We start from the raw sequence: 21,182 nt of genomic DNA, 5'->3' as shown, positions 1-21,182 counted from the left end.
AAGAAACAGTTCAGGTTAGTTTTACCCTACCTTCGATTATTAGCTATAAATCATAAGTCAGAATTTGAAGCCCATCTTCAAATACTTCTTGTTCAATCAGGTTGAATGCAGTCTTAGTTTTAGATCCACCGAAAAGAGGCACTCCTTCACCTAGTATAATAGGGTTAAGCTTCAATTTAAGTTGGTCAATCATCCCATGATCCAAAAGCCAACCTGCAAATACTCCACCTCCACACAAATAGATATCGGTCTTAGCTTGTTCTTTTATTTCTTTTACCCGTTCTATGGATTTCTTCTCAATATGTATAGTATCTGCTAACTCTTCAATATGCATTGAATCAGAAAAGATATAATGCTCCATATGTCGGTATGCAGGCTGACCAGGTTTTAACCCGAATTGATATCCAAATTCATAGGTTCTTCTCCCCATAATCACGGTTTTGAAGCCTTGCAAATCAGCTAAGTATTTTTTGACTCCATTACCTCCATGAGCGAAGAGACTTATGTCATCATTTACTCCAGCAATAAACCCATCTATTGAGGTAGCTACGTAATAAATAATCTTATTCATCCTTCAGAAATTGAGCATTATTTGATTAACTCAAAATAATACTCAATAAAAGACTTTCTAAAGGATGAATTATTCTCTCAAGGTTGAGTTCTTACATTATGAAATTGAAAGGCCTGAAGATATCGCGTTAACATAGGCCTTCATCCCTGAAAGAGGATCTCCGGGATACTGTTGAATAATGCTATCAAGAGTCCAAATGAAACCTCCTCCAACGCAAGATTCATTCTTGAAACTTTGCATGAGTGATTCTACTCCGCTTGGGGAGTCATTGATCCAGTCTCCGGCAAGTATAAATCCATCTGTATCAAATCCGGGGATATATCTCTTGATGTTATTCGCCCAATCTTGGGGGTCATTACCATTACCCCCATCATAACATTGAAGGTTCCACCACTTAACTGCACCAGGATTTGAGGCATTCAAGGAAGCCAAACAACTGTCCCAAAATTGTTGATCCCATGACTGATATGGGCAAAAAGTGATATCGAATCCTATCCCAATTAGCATTTGGCAAAATGCAACGAGAGAGGTTTTATCGTAGTTATCCTCATTATCTAAATCGATAATACTAATCGCTGGGAATGTGCTTCTAAATACTTCGAAATTTCGTTCAAGGTTGGTTCCGCTAAAAGAATTCCCATTATCCTCGTAGATCTTTTGGATGGTTTGGTAATCCATTACACCACCGCCCCCAATTGAAGCACATACTTGGGTTATGCTACCTCCTGGAATGCTATTTATAATAGAAGGCCAACTTTGATCTCCAACATAGCTTCCTTCCGAAATAACTAATTTGTCATTAAAGTAAATGTCACCCATAATTTGAGGGGGGGAGATGGAATAATTTCTACCTATATGAAATAGACTGGTTATCAAAGTCGTAAAACCAGATTGTTGCAATTGAGAAACAACATCATTTATCGGTTGGATGGCAGTATCAGGATACATGCACCCTTCGGCATAAACAGCAATATTTAGATTTGACATGGTAGTTTTGTTTTGGGTTATGAGGTGGATATGTTATCGGGTTCTCAAGGGAACTCGATTCAAAGGTTTTACTTCATCAGAATCAGGCTTGGTATTTTGGTCCGATGGGTTAAACACCGTGTAATACAGCTCATTTGTATAGAGATTGTAGATGTTCAATGATCCGTCATTACCTAGCATCAGGTATGAATTGAAGCCTATTTGAGGGGTATTGGAAGCCCAAATAGGACTATGACTGGAATCATAGTAAACAAGATTGTTGTCCGCTTGCATGATCAATCGACCCGGGGAACTCATATCTTGTTTCCAGATAACTGTTGGGTTTTGAGTATCGCTTGTATCGTAAACTATGAGACTTCCATCCAGTGAATTCTCAAACTGATAATCACCATTGATCGAATAAAGGACCTGACCTGGCAACAGAAATTCATTTTGGTATCCCGAAATTGAATAATAGCTGGTAAGCTCACCAGCAAGATTGGAGGCCATTTGTAGTTCAACTTCACTTTGAGATGAAGAAGGATTCAAAGCGAGCAATACAATCATTTTGGTTAATGCTGCGATAGGAGTCATATCATGACCTCCTACTACTCCGGCATCCTTTAGCCAGGCTCCTGTAGCATAAGCATTATAGTTTACATCTCCGGCAAACACCTGGGTACAGTCAATAAGAATAAGCTCTTTAGAATGCATGTCACTTAGCAAAGACTGCATAGACTGATAATCGGGGATATTCCCTTCACCATATGCTTCGAATATGATCCCTTTAAGAGCAGGAGAAGCGTTTTGGATATTCTCTAATATGCTCACCAATAAAGATTTATCTCCATCGGGCTCTTCGTAATAAGCAGGGAATAAGAGAAACTGAATCACCGAACTATCGCTGATATTGCTAGCTATAGTAGTGAGGTTTTGACCAACCTGAGTATAATTTTCTTCAAGTGAGAGGGAATTTACTGAAGGATCAGGCAGTACATAGTTATTGTAAAGAGTAGGAATAACTCCGAATTCACCCAGATAATGATAATTAGGAGAAGAGAATGCTACGAATTCACTGGCGTTACTTTTAACAGCACGGTTACCTCTCAATAAGTGATCAGCGAAGTAAAGGCCGACTTCAGGAAATCCAAATTCGAGGAAACGAATAGCACCTTCTACATTTCGAACAGCATCGGTGTTATTCAATAATTGATAGTCAGAAGGCGAGCTTCCGGTTTGGTAGAACAATGGCAATTGCGAGCCTGTAACGATAATAGGTTTAGATAACCCTGGAAGAAGAAAGGATAGGGCAGAGGAGGTCCAGGCCATGGTATCGGTACCATGAAGTACAATGAAACCATCGTATGAATTGTAATTATCATAGATCTTTTGAGCCATTTCAACCCACTTCGAAGGCTGCATATTGGTACTGTCCAAGGTGGTTGAGAAGTAGTCGAAGGTGACACTGGTACCTGGCAGCTGAGATTGTATGGTAGGTAAGAGATTAGCTTCAAATGCCTGTTGAAAATCAGCTCCCGACATAGGGGTTAATGGGGTTCCCACACATCCGATGGTCCCCCCAGTATAAAGTATATAGACGTTCATGATTAATGAATTGAGATTAATCTAGATGATGTCTACACCCGTAGCAGGTACCCACATGTAGCAATAGAAATCATATATTACTACAAGATCATCTCCCTTACTATCAGGGCCCTGATTTACGGTCCAGTTAGCGGTTTCAGGTAAGACGATTGGGTTTCCGGCAAAGTCAAAATTAGTTACTTGATCATTTCCATCTTTTTGAGACCAAGAATTAAATGGTGATACAGCAACGTTACAGCGAGCCCAGTGATAATCCCCTGGCCATCCATTAGCCGTGTCTGGCGTAGAAATCATAAGACCTACATAGTGACCCGGGCCTGCTCCAATAGCAGCATGCTTCTCAATATCTTCTAGAGAAGTTCCAATCGTTTGTAGTCCGTCGAGCTCAGCTCCTTTAACTACATCAGCTCCGGTAAAGCCACTTGGAAGTGAATACCCATGTTTTCGGCCAGGCTGTGGGAAAGAGTTGGTACAAATATTGGTGCCATATGCATAACAGTTATTATTCGGTTGAAATTTGTAGGACATGAAATATCCCTGGCAATTATTTGGGGGATCATATGCTATGGACGTACCATAAACTGTTGGAGCAAACTGAGGAATATTGCCTATTCCTGGTACGTAAACATAGGTAGGTGGAATAACATGGTCTGTACCAGCTACTTCTTTTAGTTGATGTCTTTTATCATTTGGGTGGATTCTTCCACTAAATTTTAAGTGTTCCATTTTTGTCTCTGTTAGGTTTAGGATTTTGAGTTCTCTAGATACTTGACTAATTCATTTGCTAATAAATCATTATGAACCTCATGCTTTCCGAAGATGTCATATACATACACATAGGCATTGGTTCTTGGATTTCCATTTATCTGGTATACAGCATTCATTACTGTACCGTCTGTATACATGATTGCCGTAGCTTGTGTGTAGTAAGGATCTTCCTGTGGGGGGCGAACATCGTTTACTCTGCAAATCGAGAATACCGAGGAACCGAAATACTGATCGCTTAATACATTAAAGACCCCGGTGCTATTCGTGTCCTTAAGAAGAATTTTTTGAGCCCGGTCAAGCCTTAGATATGAGCTATGGTTCTGGTTATATGGAACACCCTGATAGAGCATTCTCATATGATTGGTACACGCAAAAAACTCTTCAGTTCGATCAATACAAGCTATTTCACCATTATTTGCTTCAATGAACCAGGCAGAGCTTGCATCTGTGATTAAAAGGATATCTGCTGCAGGAAAGGTCTTATAGAAATCAACCATATAATCTTTAGCAGCACTTGCAGTTTTATGATCACTAAGAATTTTGGTATATGCTTCGAAAATATCCTGACTAACCGTCTGGGTTACTGTTTGTTGAGCACTATCAAATGCCAGATAATTGTCTGCAGCAACAAAGGAAACACCAAAATTATTAATACCAGCCCAGGGGCCTTTACTTCCTTCCCTTAAAAAAGGGAAGTAGATGATGCCATCAGTTCCTGGGGTAGTTTGAGGAGTGAGGAAGGTGGTTGCTTCTTCCAAATCGCATTGTTTGAAAGAGATATTTCCTTTAGTTCCAGTTGAATAAACATTACCTATCGTGCACATAGTTGGAATTATTTAGAGTGAGCTAATACATATTGAGCGGAAATTCGGAGGGAATCGAAGAACCACGGAACTTCATATTGAGGTGTTGATGAGTACTTATTGAGTACTTCATCTTTGGTCATGTATAGAATATCAGTCCAGCTTTCGCTATTAGCTTTTTGGACAAGAAGATCAATTTGTTCATCCGTAAAGCCGTCGGTGGATAGTGGAAGTACAATAGGAGGATTGACCTGGAGGCCGAATACACAGAATAGTACCTGTACTCCTCCGGTTGGGTCTCGCTGTTCTTCTGTAAGTTCATATCGCTGATTGGATACGATCATCGTTGTAAGGTCAATTCCATAACACCCTCGATCGTCTATCTGAGGATTCCCTTGACCAAGAGCTAAGGTACATTCTTCGAAGTACCAGGCAGGGGGCTCTTTTTGCTGGTTGGGCACATAGATATTGTTGTTAATCCAGTCGACGGTAGTTTGAGTGTTTTGCAGGGAGGTATAATCCGTCGAATCACCTTTAACTGCTGGCTGGGGAGGATTAGCACCTTGTGCAAATACATTACAAGCTCCAATAAAATTCTCTCCTACAATCTCAAAAAAGCGGTGAAACCGCTCCGTACGACTCAAATGAGCAAGCGCTATAATAGGATTGTTAGCTTTATCCTTTCCTTCAACAATTATAATAATGCATGAAGTGGCACTGTCAGAATAAAGATACTTCTCGGGGTTTTCAGGATTAGGGCTATTTAAATTAGCGATGTAATAATTATCCTGAGAGATGTAATAAAATCCATTAGGAAGTACGTCTTTAGGTGGATTATTTGTTAGGAAATATTTCATTGGTTTACGGCACAAGAATTTCTAATTGACTCAAATTTCGAACTCATTTAATCGGAAGAGTTCAATTTTTTTATAGGATGGGAAAGGTTTTCTAATACCCCTTTATTCCATCTTTAACCGATGAAGAAACAGTTTTTAGTAGTACCCTTATTTTTCGATCTTCGAAGAAAGAAACAGCAAAACTAAAAACAATTCTGTTTCTTACACTCGTTATTCTACATCAGAATCCCAGACCATTCAATACCTTAAAAGGATATAAATCACTACCTCTTTTGGGTGATTGTTTCAGTAAAATTGAAAAGCTCCGTTGAAGAGGAATTACAACTAAATATTCCAATTTCCCTTTAATACTTCTGTTTATATCTTCTCTTGAAAATTACCGGATTACATGCCCGAGACTTCCAAAGCTGTTCACCTTCGCACCAAAGGAGTACTTCCTGTTCAAAAGCTAAAGCTCCTTCGTGATTTAGAGATTATTGATTCCCATCCTGATTACCCTATTAAGGATAATCAGTTCCAGCCAAACTCTCTTGATTTACGTTTGGGAGAAGTTGCTTATCGTGTTCGGTGTAGTTTTTTACCTGAAAATGAAACGGTTGAGCAAAAACTGGATAAACTGGAGCAATACTCTTTCTCAATTAAAGACGGAGCTGTTCTGGAAGAAAATTGTGTGTACATCATTCCCTTATTGGAATCCTTAAATCTCCCAAAAGCTCATTACTCAACCCAAAATGTAGTGGGAGCAGGAAGATCAGATGAAGTTCAATTATTCTCAGTTGAAAACCTTTCCGCCAAGGCGAATCCTAAAAGTTCAACGGGTAGATTGGATGTATTTACTCGAGTGATAACTGATTATTCTCATCGATTTGAAGAAATCACACCGGGCTATCAGGGAAAGCTATATCTAGAAGTAGTACCAAAGTCTTTTTCAATTAAGGTTCAAACCGGGCAACGGTTAAACCAGCTAAGAATCAGACATGGCTTCGAAGTAGTTTCGGATCAGGATTTACTACGCATTCATGATACCGACCCCTTACTGTTTGATGAAAAAATTGAACCTGTTTCGATGGAGCAGATTAAGGTGAACAAAGGCTTGTTCATGAGTGTTCAGCTCAAAGGTGAGTACGGAGAAATCATTGGATATAAAGCTAAAAAGCACAGTAACTTCATCGACTTGAATAACGTTGGGCATTACTCAGTAGATGAGTTTTGGGAGCCTATATATGCAACTAAAGATGCGAAGGTTATTTTGGAGCCGGAGGCATTTTACATTTTTGCATCTAAAGAAAGAATCAGAGTTCCAGCTCATTTAGCATGCGAAATGATGGCCTATGATACAGGTTCAGGTGAGCTGAGAACTCACTATGCTGGATTCTTTGATAGTGGTTTTGGGGGTACTATAGATGACAAGGGAGCCAGGGCTGTTCTTGAGGTTCGTTCACATGATGTGCCATTTATGATTGAGGATGGCCAGACACTATTCAGTATGCAATTCGAACCAAATACTGAAATTCCTGAGTTTATTTACGGGGTTGATATTGATAGTAACTATCAGGGACAGGGACTAAAGCTGGGTAAGCATTTCAAAAACCTATGAGCCGTCCAAAAGTAACCCGTTGCATTTGCTATGATATTAGCTTTGCAGAAGTAAAAAAGATTGCAGTGGATGAAGGCCTTACTTCGGTAGAAGAGCTTAGAGAGAAAGATATCTGCTGTAATAATTGCTTAATGTGTGAACCTTATGTTGAATTGGTTCTGGAAACTGGCAACACAGAGTTTGAGCTCGGAGTATTTGTAAGCGAATCGTAATTACATGGACACTTTATTTTACGCTCCCATCGAGGATTTTGAGGACAATCATTGGGTTGAGCTCAAAGGACAGGAAGCGCAACATATTTCAAAAGTGCTTAGAAAACAAGTTGGGAGTGAAATTAGAGTTGCCAATGGGAGAGGGGAGATTTATTTCTGCGAAATAACAGAGATTAACCGTCATTTGGTAGTTGCAAAATGTGGTACGTCAACAACTAAGCCAGAACCTTCTTTCAAAAAAACATTGGCATTTGGTGCAATAAAAAAACGAGATCGATTAGAATTCGCCATTGAGAAGGCTGTAGAACTTGGAGTTTGGGAGATTTGCCTTTTTAACTCAGATCATACAGAACGTCCAAAAATTAATAGGGATCGGCTGCATACTCTGATTGTCAGTGCCTTTAAACAAAGTGGACGTTATTGGCTACCAGAACTTGTGATACTGGATTCTATGGACGAAGTTCTTGAGCATTATAAAGGAGCTGGATGGATTATGGCTCATGAAAAGGCAGATTCAACTTCAAAAGCTGGAAAGTTAACAAAGAAGAATAATGTACTTTTCGTAGGGCCTGAAGGCGGTTTCTCAGAAAGAGAAGTTGAACTTATCAAAAAGAGAAAGGGTGAGATCGTTTCCCTCGGAGTAAATCGATTAAGGGCAGAGACTGCTGTTACGGCTTTATTATCTCAATACTTGTTTTAGAAAGGAGAGAGGTCCGGTTCTATAAATTGCAGTTTAGCTTCTTCGGAGGTAAATATGTCAATGCTATAATGAGCAGCTAGTAATTCCTTGAATTTGTATTTCAGCCCAGGAAATTCTTGGATGAAATCCCGGAAGTTATTCGATATTGATCTTTGCATGAAATGATGGACGGCTTTTACTGCTGCTTCTGTAACCGTACGGTTGAACTTAGAATCGAACCCAAGGGAGTGTGCATAGCGCTTAATCTGCTCATTCATATTGTTGATGGCATTTTCTAGACCATAGTTGTTAATATGGATCCAGGCTAGTCTGAGATGAGCTTCATGTGAAAATAGGCCAGGATCAAATGAACAATCGCTGAATTTTTGCTCGAAGGATTGATCATCAAGCTTGAAATGGTTTTTCATTGCTAACTGCAGCAAGAACAAGAAGTGCAATCACATTTTTCACAAGGACAATGATTTGCTTTGCAGTTTTTGCATGAACAATTTGTGCATGAGCAATTAGTACAGTTACAATTTGAAGTCATAATGGTTCTGTTATAGTGAGTCTTCCTAATAAAGGAAGGTAAAAAGCGCTCAAAAAACCATTACTTTTTCTTTTTGCTGGATTTCGCCTTTGGATTGAATTCAAGACATAAATCAATCCAAAATTCCAGGTCTTCCTCACGATCCAATCCGGTTTGATTAACGTAAGTAAAGCCTTTCATCTTTTTTCCGGTAAAATCCATGGGACGAACACCGGCTCTTCCTTGAACAGAGGCTTCCGCTTCCTCACCAATACGAGCCATCATTTCATCCTTAATTATCCCAATACACATTTTGTCGTCAACCAATATGCAAAGTCCCCCGAACATCTTTTTCTCATCAAATAGTACTCCTTTTTGATCGAGTACTGACCGTATGCGATCTGTTAAGCCTTCATCATAAGCCATAATTACTCCTTTTTATTAGTTAACAAATAAAAGAAAGAGTAGGGGACAGCAAAAATTACTAGCTAATCTTATCGAACATTCTTCTTACCTGGAGATCACCAAAGCCATATTCAGGCATGTTTTCTGTAAGTGCTCTAAATACTTCCCCAAAACCAGGACTGGGGTCAGTATCGATAAGTTCTTTTATGAAGTGTTGAGGTTTCTCACTGTTAACCAAATCCATTAAAGCATTGACAGGTGTTGAAAGCCAGGGGAAATCGGCTGTAAGGGTTTCAGAGATTTCAGGGATCTGATCTACTTTTCCTGCTTTATAGGCTTTCCAAAGCTCAGCAAACTTAGAAAGGTGTTTCGGACTAAGAAAAGTTCTCTTTTCCAGGAGTTGATTGAGCTCATCCTGTGTGTATTTAGCAAATCCCCACTGGTTTAATTCTTCTGGCCGAACCAGGTATATAGGACTAGATTTTGGAATCAGGTTGCAGATGAACCAAAAGTTTATTTGACAGAATAAATCATCTTCAAACCAGAGATTTATCTCTATTCCATCCGGTAGAGACCTGATTTTATTTAATTCAGGAAGTACATATTCCATGTAATCCTCATCAATTTCAGGGTAAGTAGAGCTTAGAAAGGCGTCCCTTGTTTCAACAAAATCATCAAATGTCTCACCACTAACATCTCCGTCAATAAGACACTCTCGCATTATTATTAACTGGTCTCCGCTTTTCTTGGGAAAACGGTCAGCTAAAGCATCGCCATTTAAAATATGAATCATGAGTTACTCTAAAGTTTCGGATTTCTGCTGATTGCCCGGATAAAAGGCATGGGGGGTACGCTACTCATAATCTTGATATCTTCCAGGAAATTTGTGTCTTCTGATAGAAAGTCGAATACCTTATCGATGCTATTGTTTTTGAACAGATCCCTAAATACTCTGACTGAGGTAGTGGACTGCTTATCCAGAATATGAAGTAATAACAAGTCGTAGTATTTGAATCTGGCTTTAGACAGCTCAGGAGAAGTAATAGAGTTACCTGCCAGTAAGTTGTTTGATAACTCATCTACAAATTTCTGGATGCGAAGGAAAGTGTACCCTGTACTTGCCTTAGTTAATCCGCCACTGGTACCAATATTAAATATCCTGTCAGTATAAGTTATGGGATATACTTTATCGCTCATCGGTATTTCTCCATACTCTTTCCTTTTTATCTCATAATCATCTTTTTCGAGATTGTACCTTTCTTTTAAGTAGCTCCTTACCTTTTCTTTATACTCCTTTTTTGTATCAAAGACTTTCCTGGAGAATACCGTGTATTCAACAAGGGCACGGTTATTCAGGAAGGGAAGCACATAAGTAAATGCAGTGCCATCAGAAAAAGACTCGTCAAAATCCATAATGGTAAAACAACCTGGGTCGAAAACCGGAACAGAGGTTTTGATTTCTAGGCCATAGAAATGCTGTATAAGTGGGTATTTAACTTTCTTTTTTGATTTAGGTTCAAAAATACTCTGGAAGATATAGTCGGCTAGAAAGGTCTCACTCGACTTCGTTACCATCGCAGCTTTGTTTTTATTAGAAGAAAAATCGAGAACGTTCTCCTCTAATAATGTGAAGTTAGAATGCTTCTTTAGTTCAGTAAGCACATGCTCCTTAAAATCACTTTCCCGAATACAGTGGTACTGATACTTATTCATGTATAGGAAAGAGTCAAACTCGGGAGCTGAGAAATAGGTTTTTCTCCAGCTTTTATAAATGATATTGGCAAAAGGCGGGCTGGAGGAATCCCAAAAGCACCAGGTTTTTTTATTTCCGGGAGCAAAGGTAGAATCTACGACAAGCACTTTTTTCTTATAGCCCTTTTTTGCCAGATTCCAGGCAAGGCTAAGGCCGGAAAGTCCACCCCCGGCAATGATTATGTCATAGTTATTTGTGCTCAAAATGCACGTTTAGTTTTTTGCGAGTATCTACCTTGAGTTGAAAAACATCAGGACGAGAATAATGCCCGTTAGTATCCAGAAAAAGATTTCCTTCACTTAACTGATCTATGTTAAGATCAGCTATAAGTATGTTACTTTCTTTTTGCAATGGTTCCTTCAGATAGGAAGTGTCGGGGTTTACGATTGCACTGCCTCCTTTCAAAACAAATTCACTTTCTTCTACCGGAATACTCTCAATTAATTCCAAAGCAATTTTATCAGAATCATTCTTTACAAAGGAGTTAATCCCGTCCAGCATTTCTGCTTTTGTAAGAGTACATCCTGCTGCTATCACAAAGCATTGAGCTTCAAAAGCGTATTGCCGACTGGCTATCTGATGTAGGTCTTTAACCATCGGCCATTGTGCAATGTGTATATGCTCACCTAATTGATGCATAGCTGCTCTTGCCATGGGCATCCAGTGCTCCCAACATACTAATCCGCCTATTTGAACTTGCTGATCTTTAATAACAGGCAGGGTGCTTCCGTCTCCCATTCCCCAAACTAATCGTTCGGTGTAAGTAGGCATTAGTTTTCGATGTAGTTCATAACTCCCATCAGCCAGGAAGTAAAAAATAGTGTTGTATAAGGTTCGCCCCAATCTTTCGTTGGCCCCCATCACGATGATGCAATTATTCTCTATCGCTGCATTTTGAAGCTTCTTAAAGTGCTCATCATTAATGGCGATTGAGTTATTGAATAGGATCTTAAAGAGTGCCTTTGCAGGAGGGTGATCCCAAAGTCCCGCATTTGGTGCATAGTCCAGCCAAACCGGATAACCTGGTAGCCAGGTTTCAGGAAAAACGATTAGTCTTGATCCCTGGGAAGCAGCCTCTTTAATATATTTAGAAGCTAGTGCTACGCTTTCAGAAAGATTAAGGAAAACAGGAGGATGCTGAACTACAGCTACTTTATATGTTGAGTTCAAGTTTTTTTGATTTCTACTCACGAGGTAATGAGTATATTTGATCCGATCGAAAAAGCAAAATACAAAATGATTGATTTACGAAGTGATACAGTAACTAGCCCGACACATGGAATGCTAGAAGCAATGTTAAAGGCAGAGGTTGGTGACGATGTTTTTGGGGAAGACCCTACTGTAAATAGATTCCAGGACAAAGTAGCGGCTCTATTTGGGATGGAAGCCGGGCTATTTGTCCCAAGCGGGACAATGAGCAACCAACTAGGAATCAGGGTACTTACAGAGCCAGGAGACGAAATTCTGATCGATGAAAAAGGGCACATCTATAATTATGAAACGGGAGCGGCTGCTTTTTTATCAGGATTGCAAATAAAACCCCTTAAAGGAGTAAAAGGGAAGTTATTTGTTGAGCATATCCAACATGAAGTGAAGGGTGCTTTTGATTGGGAAGCCAGAACCAGAGTGCTTTGCCTGGAAAATACTACCAATAAAGGTGGAGGGGTATGCTATTCAAAAGAAGAGTTATTGGCATTGAAGGAGTTTGCGGATGAGCACGAATTATTCGTGCATTTAGATGGAGCACGCATTTGGAATGCTATTGAAGCGACAGGAATAGAACCCGCTTTTTTCTCACAGATCGCTGATACCATTTCAGTGTGTTTTAGTAAAGGCTTGGGAGCTCCCGTAGGCTCTATGCTGCTATCATCGAAAGTACGTATAGCCAAAGCTCGAAGATTTCGAAAAATGTGGGGTGGGGGAATGAGGCAAATTGGAATACTTGCCGCTGCTGCTGATTATGCCCTGGAGAATCATTGGTCGTTACTTAAAGCAGACCATGAGCATGCCAGAAAATTTGCTGAGGTAGTTTCTACCTGTTCTTCGTTATCTATTGATCTGGATTCAGTGGAGACGAATATCGTGATGTTTGATACGCCGGAGAAGAGTGCCATTGAAGTAGTGAATGAGCTAGAACAGAAGGGGATAAGAATGGTGCCGTTTGGGCCCAATACCATTAGGGCTACTTTTCATCATCAAGTTGGAGATAGCGATTTAGAGAAGGTGAATTCTATCTTCAAGAAACTATTTTAGGAGTCGCGCATTCTGTTATCGATAGTGGATATAATTTCCAGAGCACCATTCTTGAATAACACCAGCTCAGGAAGGAAGATATCATAGGTTAAGAAATAAAAATTGGCCACTCGATTCTTATAGTCCGAATCTGTTGTAGCGTACTCAAGAAAACCTGTAAAATCAGTTCTTAGGATATATCCCTGCCACCACTCATAGTTGTTTTTCCAATGCATATAATTATCCTCAAAGTCCATGGCCCTGAACTTGTCATCAACTTCTATCTCTAGAGTTCTTTCGCTATAAAAATCGATGATGGTCGTCATGAGCGTATCCTGGATATGTTCACTATTGCTCCTAAACTCCCCTAGTAACGAGATTCCCCTTTTATCCATCGAAAACTCTGGGTAACCCATAATTAGAAAAGCAGCTCTGGGATATAACGCATAATCCTGTTTTGCCAACGAATCACCTAATACCTTGCCATATAGGTGCCGCGTTTCCTGGTGAATTCCCAAAATGCGATTTATATCGGCAATATCATTTTCAAGATCGGCTTTAACAATAGTATAGATATTGAGTAGTTCCTTTTGGCTTTTTTTCTCCTCATTCCAATTGTTGATAGAGACCGCAATCAGAATCCCTATGACTACCAGTATTATTTCTCCAATACCATATAACAGGTAGGTAGTAATTGAACCGCCATCTGCATTATCTCGCCGTAGTTTTCGTAAGAAATTCATTTTCTACAATTAGTTCTGCTAACCTAACTGAAAAAGTTGAGCCGCGAATTTTTAGTGCCTAGCCTTCAAAGTTTTTTAGAAGTTCCAGGAACTCCTCTTTGAATGTATTGCCAATTGGTATTTCCAATTCGGAAATAAAAACGTGGTTATTTTCGATTTTTTCAATCCATTTTAGTGCTACAACATAGGATCTTTGTATTTGAGTAAAAGCTTTAGGAGGTAGTCCTTTTGTTGCATCTTTGATGCTCGACCTTACCATTATTTTGCCATTGTTCGTATAGTAATTCACGTAATTCCCATCACTTTCCAAAAAAAGAATATCTCCTACTAATACTTTCTTTTTGGAGGTTCCGGTATTCAGGAATACAAATTCCGGATGAGCAAAAGGGGTGCCGCTCCCTTTTTTAACTTTATTAACGGCTTGTAAAAACCTTGGGAAATCGAAAGGCTTCAAAAGATAGTCTATAGCATTTACTTCGTAGCCTTGTAAGGCATATTCACTGTAGGCGCTTGTGAAAATTATATTGACTTCATTCGGGAGCAACTTCAAAAAATCAAAACCGGTTATTTCAGGCATATTAATATCTAAAAAGATCAGATGTATGCTGTTGTTCTCCAGATAGTTCATTGCCTTTAGAGGATCAACAAATGTTTTTTTCAGGTCGAGGAAATCCACTTTGGCAGCTAGACTTTCGATCACGCTTAACGCATTGGGTTCATCATCAATAGCAATACAAGTTATCATGAGTCAAGCTCCAATTGGAGAGTAGTAGAGAAAATTCCATTCATGCTTTTTGCTTCAAATAGATGCTTATTCGGATAGATTAAAGAAAGCCGTTCTTCCAGGTTTGTTAATCCAATTCCACTTGAAGAAACATTCGTTTCTTTGGCTATCGTGTTTTTTGAATTTAGTAGAAGTTTATCTCCATTCAATTCAATGTTAACTGAGACCAAACTTTTCCTGGAAGGGTTTATTCCATATTTAAATGCATTTTCAATTATTGGAACCATCAGTAGAGGAGTTATGAAATATGAGGTTAGTGCTGCTTCAGGAATATGTACCGAGAATTCTATCTCATCTGTTTCAGTAGCTCTCATCGTTTGGAGTTCTACATATTTTTTTATGAAATCGATTTCTTTGCTAAGTAGTACTTTCTCTTCTCCTGCGTCTTCCAGGTTATATCGCATCAACGTTCCCAGCTTGGTGATTGCTTCTGCTGTTTGAGGACTATCTTCTTTAAGCGCTAAAGCATAAATATTATTGAGTGTATTAAATAAGAAGTGGGGATTCACCTGGGTTTTAAGAAATGCCAGCTTCATTTCTGCGCGTTCCGATTTGAGCCTTTCAATGAAAGTCAGATTGATAAGCCAGTCCTTTGTAAACTTGTATGCAAACGAAAAAAGGAAGCCCAGGAATATTCCTCCTGAGACTGCATATTTACCGAATAGAATCTGTACGAATGTTAATACTTCCGGGTCATGCGAGTCATTCAGTACGAATAAGTGGAAAAGAGATCTTAGTACTTCAATTACGGCTATTGTGACAATCATAGCCCCTACATATCCCAGCCATTTTTTCTCCTTTAAAAAAGTAGGAATAAGTACAAATGCATTGAAATAGAAGGTGATTGGAAAGGCAAGGAAATTCATTCGAATAGTATTCTTCGTTTTCTCATCTATTGAAGTTCCCATTCCAGCTTCCATGAACCAAAGGAAGAGTACCAAAAGAACAATATGAACAATTGTCTCAGTGGAATGATTTTTAAATAAATTTGAAAGTAGATGTCTCACTGCTCACCTATGATAATGGTATTATTGGAATAATTTTGTTCTATAAGTTTTCGGTGTGGGTCAAGAATAATTTTTTGAGGCTTAACTCCTGTGGTTAGAGTAATTGTAGTTTTAGTGGCGTTTACTTGAATAGTTTTGGCTGCAATCACTGATTCAGTATTGTCATAGACTTCTATTTCGACAAAGTCTTTTAGAGGTAATGCAGTTATTTCCATACCAGGAGTGTGATTTCTAAACTTCTCAAATAAGAGATCTACTTCAATTTTATAACTGTCATCTTCTTGCTTCTGGACTTGGTAGTCACCTGGTAAACTCTCATAAAGGGTTACTTCTTTGAATAAATCTGTGATCAGGTAAGTCAAAGAATCTGGCACCTCTTGTTCCAAATGGGCGATAAAATCATGGGAAGTAGGGTAAGAGTCTTCATTGCGAGCATATTTGTAGAAAAACTTTCTCAGTATGTCAGAAAAAGCTCCGGGTTCTAAATGATCGTTTAATGATTGTAAGGCTAATAATCCTTTAGAATAAGTAACCAATGCTTCGTCTGGCTTTGCCATCGTGAGTGGTGATTCTTTAGACGCTCTACCTCGTTGGTTAAAATACCGGTTTCGAATCAGATCGAGATAGAGTTGCTTTTTCTCCGTGCCATATTCCTGTTCCAGAATTTGAACAGCTGTAAACTCAGCAAAAGCTTCTGTGAGAAATCGACTTCCTAATGCCTCGGCAGGAATAATTTGATGTCCCCACCATTGATGTGCTACTTCATGAGCAGTTAATCGAAATACGTCGTCAAAGCGGTTTTCGCTGCTATCCTGTTTGCTAAAAAAGCCTGCAGCCTCTGAGAAGGGGAGCGTGTAAGCAAAAGACTGAGCAAAGTTTCCATATGACCTTGAGAATTCGATAATTCTCAACTCTTCAAAAGGATAGGGGCCAAAATGAGTGGTACTGTAATCAATGGTAGCCTTCATGGCGGTCATCATTCTATCCAGGTTAAAAGTATGAGAAGAATGATAGTAGATCTTCAGATCTATTCCGTAAACCGAATCTTCGAATACCTCAAAACTGCCCGATTGTATTGGTATACCGTTGCGAATGCTTTTTTCTGATTTATAATGGTAGAATGATCGTCCATTTTCTTCCCACCTTTCTTGAAGTATACCGGGAGCAAAAGCCAGCTGATTTAGTGAGGTACTAATCGTAAAATCTGTATCCATCAAACCAACATGCTTACCAACATAGCTGTTTTTAGTAGCTTGAAGCTCATCTGGCGGTATATTTTTTTTGGAAGAAATGACATCGGGATATCCTATGAGAGGAAAATCAGCAAGGAAAAAAGTGCCGTTTGATACTACTTTTTGTTTCTCAGAAAACCAGTTTTCAGGAGTCTCAGCTACCGTAAATCTTACCTCTATACTATCACCAGATTGAAGTTGCTCATTCAAAACCAATACTTCATAATTTAGAATGGTGTCGGAATCAAAGATTTGGAAAGCTCTGGAGGGCAACTCCCTAAGCCTTACGCCAGTTGGGTAAGAAAGCATCAAAGTATCGATAGGCTGAGCGGAATTATTGATCAATAAAAGTGAACCAGTTCCGGAAAAACTCTTTTGCTCAGGATAAATATCTAAACTTAGTGAAATGGCAGATAGCTCTGGCTGAAGAATATGCTCCAAATGACCAATACGGTCTTCAGCATCAACTTTTCTTTGATTCAAATCTGGTCCGGAGGTATGTGCTTTAGATGGATATACTTGTAGGGATATCGTTGTTCCAAGAGCAATAAATGCAAAAATTATAATTCCGAGATATATACTTACCTTTTTTGTGATTCTTTTTCTAGCAATTATGAAACGTTCTCTAATTGAAAAAACCAGCCCTCGTTGTGCGAACAAATAAGAGAGAATGAGTAGCAAAATGCCGAAAACGAACCAATAGACCTTATGAACCAGGAAAGAACGAATAGAAGAATCATAACCGGACAAATCGGAATACTGTGGAATTATACCACCGTTGAAGATGAAGATTCCCTTTTCAATACCGATGCTTTCGATACCACTAAGGCCAAAACTAAAAAGTATTAGTATAAAGAAGCCCAGATATTGGTTAGGAATTACGGTTTGAATAAATAAGGCTGCTATTGCCCAGATGATTTGTCCGATAAACAAAAGACCATATACTTGAATAAAGTATTGCTGTAGCTCAAGATGGATATAACCTTTCCAAAGCTGAACAGATATTCCTCCAATAATAATTAGAGAAAGTAATACTACCTGGAGCTTTAAGAGAGTAAGTAGCTTTGATACTAATAGTGAAGCAGAAGGTACAGAACTGGCATCAACAAGAGCGTTCATGGTAGCACGGTTGTCTTTGTGTACCAAAAAACCAGCGTATAAAAAGGTGATTAGCATCACAATAAATGAGAAGAAAAGTGATGGAAGGAGTAACATTACCTGGGTAAGTGGATAAATTCGTGTTGTATACTCGGGATTAACCTGTCCCAGTAAAAGGATCATGAAAAGTAAACTGACAATGATCAATACAATGAATGTTCTGCTTTTGATTATAGCTCGAAACTGGAATTTCGAAAGTTCGAGAGAGGTTTGAAGCCATATTGGAAACAATGAATAGGTACTCCAGGTAGTATGAACAGTTTTCATTCTTTTTGTACCAGGGTTTCTCCTAAAAGGCACAATTCGAAGTTGTATTGGAGCATGGTTCAACTCAAAAGAGAGATACGAAGCACAACCAATAGCCAACGCGATTGCCAACCAAATCGCTCGATTTAGTATGAGCTCAATCGAGATTGGTATCAAAGAGGAGTTGATTTCGGATACTGTCCAACTGCCTGTAGATATCATAACCGTAGCTTCTCCAAAAGGATCCAGTAATGTTATCGTATCCATATTTTCGGGGCCAGAAAAAATGAATAGCATAGCCCTGCGAAGCACAAAAAGAAGGATCACAGTTATAAAACCGGCATGTATGCTTCTAGACAAGGAGACTACTGAAAAAACAATAATTCCGATCCAGAGTAGATTAAACAAAGCTATCCAAAAAAGAGGACTCAGATAGTGAGAAAGTGAATTCGATCCTACCAAATTGGGATTGACCCCAGGAATAAGAGTCCCCAAAAATAAACCCAGGCAAAAGAGAAGCAAAATGATACCAACCATCAAACTGCCACTTAAAAATTTCTCCGTTAAGTAGGATTGTTTTGCTACCGGGAAGGAATACAAGAGGTTAAAAGTATTTGATTGGAAATCCCGGTAAATCGATCCCCCGATAAAGATTGGAATTAAAAACAGAACAAATAGTTGAGTATCAAAAAAGAATGAGAATAGGTTGAGTGGGTTATTTGCAAATGGTTTTGTCCCTTTGCTCACCAATTGTTCGCCAACTATATCCGCCGAAAAAATCATCATTGCAAAGCCAATAGTGAAGAATAGGCTGGCGAATACATAAAAAACTGGGTTCCTTACCCAATACCTAAGTTCGTAGATTAAGATTCTCCCGAGTTTCATATCAACCCTCCATAGTATATTTACTAAGTGCAAAAAAGTATGCATCCTCAAGTGTTGCTTCTGTTTTCAAAAAATTATGAGAAGGTTGAAAAGGAGAATAAGCTCGTATAGCCATTTTATTATCGTTGGTGAAAGCAGATGACAGTACAAGGTATTGCTCTTCCATAAGTTCTTTTTGATCCAGGGAGACCGAACATTCCCATATTTTTCCTTCTATTTCGTGTATAAGTTCCTTTGGAGAACCCGAGATCAATACTTTCCCCTGGTTGATCATAGCCAGGTTATTGCATAAATCCCTGACATCGTCTACTAAATGAGTTGAGAAGATTACAACCGTATTACGGCTTATTTCGCGTAGTAGGTTGAGGAATCGTTTTCGCTCTGCCGGGTCTAATCCGGCTGTTGGTTCATCTACAATAATGAGTTCCGGGTCATTTAATAATAACTGAGCAATTCCAAAGCGTTGTTTCATCCCCCCTGAATAGTCGCTTACATGTTTGGTCTTTACATCTAATAGATTTGTGAGTTCCAGTACTTCCTGAATTTTGTGTGAGCGTTCCTTAGGAGAAAGCATTCCTTTTAGAACCGCGAAATATTTCAAAAGACTCTCAGCGCTTTCTTTCGGATATACCCCAAACTCTTGGGGGAGGTACCCAAGCACTCTTCTTAGTGCTAATGGATCTTGCAGGATATTGATACTATCAAAATAGAGCGAGCCATAATCAGGTTGCTGTAAGGTAGCGATGGTTCTCATGAGGCTGGACTTTCCTGCTCCGTTTGAGCCAAGTAAGCCAAACATTCCGTTTCCAATGGTTAGAGATATATTTTGTAAAGCTGCTACTCCATTCGGATATGTTTTACTCAGGTTTTCGATATGTAATGCTCTCATGATACACTTATGAATTAGGGTTAGCATAGTGTACAATGCTTATTTGGCCATAAAAAAAAGATGGGGTGGAGACTTAGTTTTATGTTATGAATACTTGATTCTGTGGTTTAAAAAATAACCGAGGGGATTTGGTTTTTTTGTCGTCTAATGAATCAGAGACAAGAAACCCAACAAAAAACCTACGATTATGAAGACATATCAAATTATAAGCAGGACTTTACTAACCTCTTTTTTCATACTTGGAACTATTATATATGCAAATGCCCAACCACCTGAAGGTCAAAGAGGAATGCCACAGATTGATTTCAAAAAAATTGCTGAATCTCAGGTAGCATGGTTTTCAGAAAACTTTGAGCTAAGTGAAGATCAAACAAAGAAAATTACAGACATCCATATTGAGAGTGGAGAGCAGAGACAAGAGTTAATTGAATCTGGATTAACTCCAAGAGACGAAGATTTCAGAGAAAAAATGGGAGCAATTAATGTAGCTTTGGAAGCTAGTTTAAAGGAGATATTAACAGCTGAACAATTGAAAATTTTCGAAGAGAAGAAAGAAGAATATGTACAAATAAGCAGACCTCAGAGTCCCAGAAGAGGCAGGAATTAATATAGATAGAGAGACTCAAGGTAAAACTTGAAGTACCCCTAAAAGCCATCCTCTTTTTATTATCATAGAGGGTGGCTTCTTTTTTTTACATTAATTCACCTAATATCACACTCACTGACATAAAGTTAATTGGATGGCATTTTATCAACTACTACTTTGGTAGTAGTAATTCTATAACCAACCAATCAGATTATGAAAAAAGTAGTACTTCTTTCCTCAGCCCTGGCGCTACTAGTAATTACCTCAGTTAACTCATTAAAAATTTATAGTGAACAAGAAGCCATTAAAGACCTTTTGATGACCGGATATGTTCACGGAGCTTTTAACGAGTTGAACCCGGAAGCGATGGAAAAAACTTTCCATAAAGATTTCGCTATTTTTTCAGCAGGAGAAGATGGAGAAATCAGGAGATACCCCATTGCAAACTGGGTTGCAAATACAAAGAGAACAAAAGAAGATCCTAACTTTAATCCAGAAGACAACAAGTGGGGCCACAAATTCACGAATATTGATATTACCGGTAATTCTGCCTCTGTTAAGCTCGAGCTAATTAAAGATGGGGAGCTCGTTTATACCGATTATCTATCTCTACTTAAATTTGATGAAGACTGGAAAGTGGTGGCAAAGGTTTATTATCAGCACTAAACACCAAGA

Annotated in this window: 22 protein-coding genes; 6 read left to right on the top strand and 16 right to left on the bottom strand. The window is 38.9% G+C overall.

Annotated elements, in window-relative coordinates; all coding sequences use genetic code 11:
• Positions 1-43: 43 nt before the first annotated feature.
• The 6 genes from ED557_02695 to ED557_02670 all read right to left on the bottom strand — a co-directional run bounded on the left by ED557_02695 (position 44) and on the right by ED557_02670 (position 5,570).
• Positions 44-571, bottom strand: coding sequence for a dihydrofolate reductase (locus tag ED557_02695; GenBank protein RNC85698.1), 528 nt, complete (start codon positions 569-571; stop codon positions 44-46).
• Between the two features lie 96 nt (positions 572-667).
• Complete coding sequence (locus ED557_02690) at positions 668-1,558, bottom strand: hypothetical protein (GenBank protein RNC85697.1); 891 nt, start codon at positions 1,556-1,558, stop codon at positions 668-670.
• Between the two features lie 33 nt (positions 1,559-1,591).
• Positions 1,592-3,142, bottom strand: coding sequence for a hypothetical protein (locus ED557_02685; GenBank protein ID RNC85696.1), 1,551 nt, complete (start codon positions 3,140-3,142; stop codon positions 1,592-1,594).
• Positions 3,143-3,163: 21 nt separating this feature from the next.
• A complete protein-coding gene (locus tag ED557_02680) occupies positions 3,164-3,868 on the bottom strand; it encodes a hypothetical protein (GenBank protein ID RNC85695.1) in 705 nt (234 codons plus the stop codon).
• Between the two features lie 17 nt (positions 3,869-3,885).
• Positions 3,886-4,734, bottom strand: coding sequence for a hypothetical protein (locus ED557_02675; GenBank protein ID RNC85694.1), 849 nt, complete (start codon positions 4,732-4,734; stop codon positions 3,886-3,888).
• An 8-nt stretch (positions 4,735-4,742) separates the two neighbouring features.
• On the bottom strand, positions 4,743-5,570 hold the full coding sequence (locus tag ED557_02670; protein RNC85693.1) for a hypothetical protein: 828 nt from the start codon (positions 5,568-5,570) through the stop codon (positions 4,743-4,745).
• Positions 5,571-5,958: 388 nt separating this feature from the next.
• Here ED557_02670 and ED557_02665 point away from each other — a divergent pair, with 388 nt between their 5' ends.
• Genes ED557_02665 through ED557_02655 form a run of 3 tightly spaced genes read left to right on the top strand, consistent with a single transcriptional unit; the run spans position 5,959 to position 8,079 of the window.
• Positions 5,959-7,167: a 2'-deoxycytidine 5'-triphosphate deaminase gene (locus tag ED557_02665; GenBank protein RNC85692.1), complete on the top strand. Its 1,209-nt coding sequence runs from the start codon at positions 5,959-5,961 to the stop codon at positions 7,165-7,167.
• Positions 7,164-7,379 carry a hypothetical protein gene (locus ED557_02660; GenBank protein ID RNC85691.1) on the top strand — a complete coding sequence of 72 codons (216 nt, stop codon included), beginning with the start codon at positions 7,164-7,166 and terminating at the stop codon, positions 7,377-7,379. Before ED557_02665 ends, ED557_02660 begins: the two co-directional genes overlap by 4 nt.
• A gap of 4 nt (positions 7,380-7,383) precedes the next feature.
• Positions 7,384-8,079, top strand: a complete 696-nt coding sequence (locus ED557_02655) for a 16S rRNA (uracil(1498)-N(3))-methyltransferase (protein RNC85690.1) — start codon at positions 7,384-7,386, stop codon at positions 8,077-8,079.
• Here ED557_02655 and ED557_02650 read toward each other — a convergent pair.
• From ED557_02650 to ED557_02630, 5 genes are all read right to left on the bottom strand, one after another.
• On the bottom strand, positions 8,076-8,486 hold the full coding sequence (locus ED557_02650; GenBank protein ID RNC86150.1) for a hypothetical protein: 411 nt from the start codon (positions 8,484-8,486) through the stop codon (positions 8,076-8,078). The two genes, ED557_02655 and ED557_02650, sit on opposite strands and share 4 nt — an antisense overlap.
• 182 nt (positions 8,487-8,668) lie before the next feature.
• Positions 8,669-9,013, bottom strand: coding sequence for a TfoX family protein (locus ED557_02645; GenBank protein RNC85689.1), 345 nt, complete (start codon positions 9,011-9,013; stop codon positions 8,669-8,671).
• A gap of 58 nt (positions 9,014-9,071) precedes the next feature.
• Positions 9,072-9,785, bottom strand: coding sequence for a DUF1835 domain-containing protein (locus ED557_02640; GenBank protein RNC85688.1), 714 nt, complete (start codon positions 9,783-9,785; stop codon positions 9,072-9,074).
• Positions 9,786-9,793: 8 nt separating this feature from the next.
• The gene (locus ED557_02635) at positions 9,794-10,951 is read right to left on the bottom strand and encodes a hypothetical protein (protein ID RNC85687.1); all 1,158 of its coding nucleotides are present in this window, start codon (positions 10,949-10,951) and stop codon (positions 9,794-9,796) included.
• Entirely contained in the window at positions 10,935-11,990 is a 1,056-nt protein-coding gene (locus ED557_02630) for a carbon-nitrogen hydrolase family protein (protein RNC85686.1), read from the bottom strand. Before ED557_02630 ends, ED557_02635 begins: the two co-directional genes overlap by 17 nt.
• Between ED557_02630 and ED557_02625 the strand changes: the two genes are divergently transcribed.
• Complete coding sequence (locus tag ED557_02625) at positions 11,982-12,998, top strand: aminotransferase class I/II-fold pyridoxal phosphate-dependent enzyme (GenBank protein RNC85685.1); 1,017 nt, start codon at positions 11,982-11,984, stop codon at positions 12,996-12,998. The genes ED557_02630 and ED557_02625 overlap by 9 nt on opposite strands.
• Here the strand turns inward: ED557_02625 and ED557_02620 are convergent.
• Genes ED557_02620 through ED557_02600 form a run of 5 tightly spaced genes read right to left on the bottom strand, consistent with a single transcriptional unit; the run spans position 12,995 to position 19,921 of the window.
• On the bottom strand, positions 12,995-13,720 hold the full coding sequence (locus ED557_02620) for a hypothetical protein (protein ID RNC85684.1): 726 nt from the start codon (positions 13,718-13,720) through the stop codon (positions 12,995-12,997). The genes ED557_02625 and ED557_02620 overlap by 4 nt on opposite strands.
• Positions 13,721-13,778: 58 nt before the next feature.
• The gene (locus ED557_02615) at positions 13,779-14,465 is read right to left on the bottom strand and encodes a DNA-binding response regulator (protein ID RNC85683.1); all 687 of its coding nucleotides are present in this window, start codon (positions 14,463-14,465) and stop codon (positions 13,779-13,781) included.
• The gene (locus tag ED557_02610) at positions 14,462-15,511 is read right to left on the bottom strand and encodes a histidine kinase (GenBank protein ID RNC85682.1); all 1,050 of its coding nucleotides are present in this window, start codon (positions 15,509-15,511) and stop codon (positions 14,462-14,464) included. Before ED557_02610 ends, ED557_02615 begins: the two co-directional genes overlap by 4 nt.
• Positions 15,508-19,077 carry a hypothetical protein gene (locus ED557_02605; GenBank protein RNC85681.1) on the bottom strand — a complete coding sequence of 1,190 codons (3,570 nt, stop codon included), beginning with the start codon at positions 19,075-19,077 and terminating at the stop codon, positions 15,508-15,510. Before ED557_02605 ends, ED557_02610 begins: the two co-directional genes overlap by 4 nt.
• The gene (locus ED557_02600; protein ID RNC86149.1) at positions 19,034-19,921 is read right to left on the bottom strand and encodes an ABC transporter ATP-binding protein; all 888 of its coding nucleotides are present in this window, start codon (positions 19,919-19,921) and stop codon (positions 19,034-19,036) included. The genes ED557_02605 and ED557_02600 overlap by 44 nt, the downstream gene beginning before the upstream one ends.
• Before the next feature lie 187 nt (positions 19,922-20,108).
• Between ED557_02600 and ED557_02595 the strand changes: the two genes are divergently transcribed.
• Entirely contained in the window at positions 20,109-20,528 is a 420-nt protein-coding gene (locus ED557_02595; protein ID RNC85680.1) for a hypothetical protein, read from the top strand.
• Between the two features lie 192 nt (positions 20,529-20,720).
• The gene (locus ED557_02590) at positions 20,721-21,173 is read left to right on the top strand and encodes a hypothetical protein (GenBank protein RNC85679.1); all 453 of its coding nucleotides are present in this window, start codon (positions 20,721-20,723) and stop codon (positions 21,171-21,173) included.
• The last annotated feature ends 9 nt before the right edge of the window (positions 21,174-21,182 follow it).

The organism is Balneola sp. (assembly GCA_003712055.1).
In the GTDB taxonomy this organism is placed as follows: Bacteria; Bacteroidota; Rhodothermia; order Balneolales; family Balneolaceae; genus RHLJ01.
The sequence above is the reverse complement of the archived record's forward strand: the minus strand, read 5'-3'. Positions and strand labels throughout refer to the sequence as shown.

What these genes read in the sequence shown, in the direction of transcription:
- ED557_02695 (RNC85698.1), bottom strand. Translation starts at nt 571, where the DNA reads ATGAATAAGATTATTTATTACGTAGCTACCTCAATAGATGGGTTTATT.
- ED557_02690 (RNC85697.1), bottom strand. Translation starts at nt 1,558, where the DNA reads ATGTCAAATCTAAATATTGCTGTTTATGCCGAAGGGTGCATGTATCCT.
- ED557_02685 (RNC85696.1), bottom strand. Translation starts at nt 3,142, where the DNA reads ATGAACGTCTATATACTTTATACTGGGGGGACCATCGGATGTGTGGGA.
- ED557_02680 (RNC85695.1), bottom strand. Translation starts at nt 3,868, where the DNA reads ATGGAACACTTAAAATTTAGTGGAAGAATCCACCCAAATGATAAAAGA.
- ED557_02675 (RNC85694.1), bottom strand. Translation starts at nt 4,734, where the DNA reads ATGTGCACGATAGGTAATGTTTATTCAACTGGAACTAAAGGAAATATC.
- ED557_02670 (RNC85693.1), bottom strand. Translation starts at nt 5,570, where the DNA reads ATGAAATATTTCCTAACAAATAATCCACCTAAAGACGTACTTCCTAAT.
- ED557_02665 (RNC85692.1), top strand. Translation starts at nt 5,959, where the DNA reads ATGCCCGAGACTTCCAAAGCTGTTCACCTTCGCACCAAAGGAGTACTT.
- ED557_02660 (RNC85691.1), top strand. Translation starts at nt 7,164, where the DNA reads ATGAGCCGTCCAAAAGTAACCCGTTGCATTTGCTATGATATTAGCTTT.
- ED557_02655 (RNC85690.1), top strand. Translation starts at nt 7,384, where the DNA reads ATGGACACTTTATTTTACGCTCCCATCGAGGATTTTGAGGACAATCAT.
- ED557_02650 (RNC86150.1), bottom strand. Translation starts at nt 8,486, where the DNA reads ATGAAAAACCATTTCAAGCTTGATGATCAATCCTTCGAGCAAAAATTC.
- ED557_02645 (RNC85689.1), bottom strand. Translation starts at nt 9,013, where the DNA reads ATGGCTTATGATGAAGGCTTAACAGATCGCATACGGTCAGTACTCGAT.
- ED557_02640 (RNC85688.1), bottom strand. Translation starts at nt 9,785, where the DNA reads ATGATTCATATTTTAAATGGCGATGCTTTAGCTGACCGTTTTCCCAAG.
- ED557_02625 (RNC85685.1), top strand. Translation starts at nt 11,982, where the DNA reads ATGATTGATTTACGAAGTGATACAGTAACTAGCCCGACACATGGAATG.
- ED557_02620 (RNC85684.1), bottom strand. Translation starts at nt 13,720, where the DNA reads ATGAATTTCTTACGAAAACTACGGCGAGATAATGCAGATGGCGGTTCA.
- ED557_02615 (RNC85683.1), bottom strand. Translation starts at nt 14,465, where the DNA reads ATGATAACTTGTATTGCTATTGATGATGAACCCAATGCGTTAAGCGTG.
- ED557_02605 (RNC85681.1), bottom strand. Translation starts at nt 19,077, where the DNA reads ATGCATACTTTTTTGCACTTAGTAAATATACTATGGAGGGTTGATATG.
- ED557_02600 (RNC86149.1), bottom strand. Translation starts at nt 19,921, where the DNA reads ATGAGAGCATTACATATCGAAAACCTGAGTAAAACATATCCGAATGGA.
- ED557_02595 (RNC85680.1), top strand. Translation starts at nt 20,109, where the DNA reads ATGAAGACATATCAAATTATAAGCAGGACTTTACTAACCTCTTTTTTC.
- ED557_02590 (RNC85679.1), top strand. Translation starts at nt 20,721, where the DNA reads ATGAAAAAAGTAGTACTTCTTTCCTCAGCCCTGGCGCTACTAGTAATT.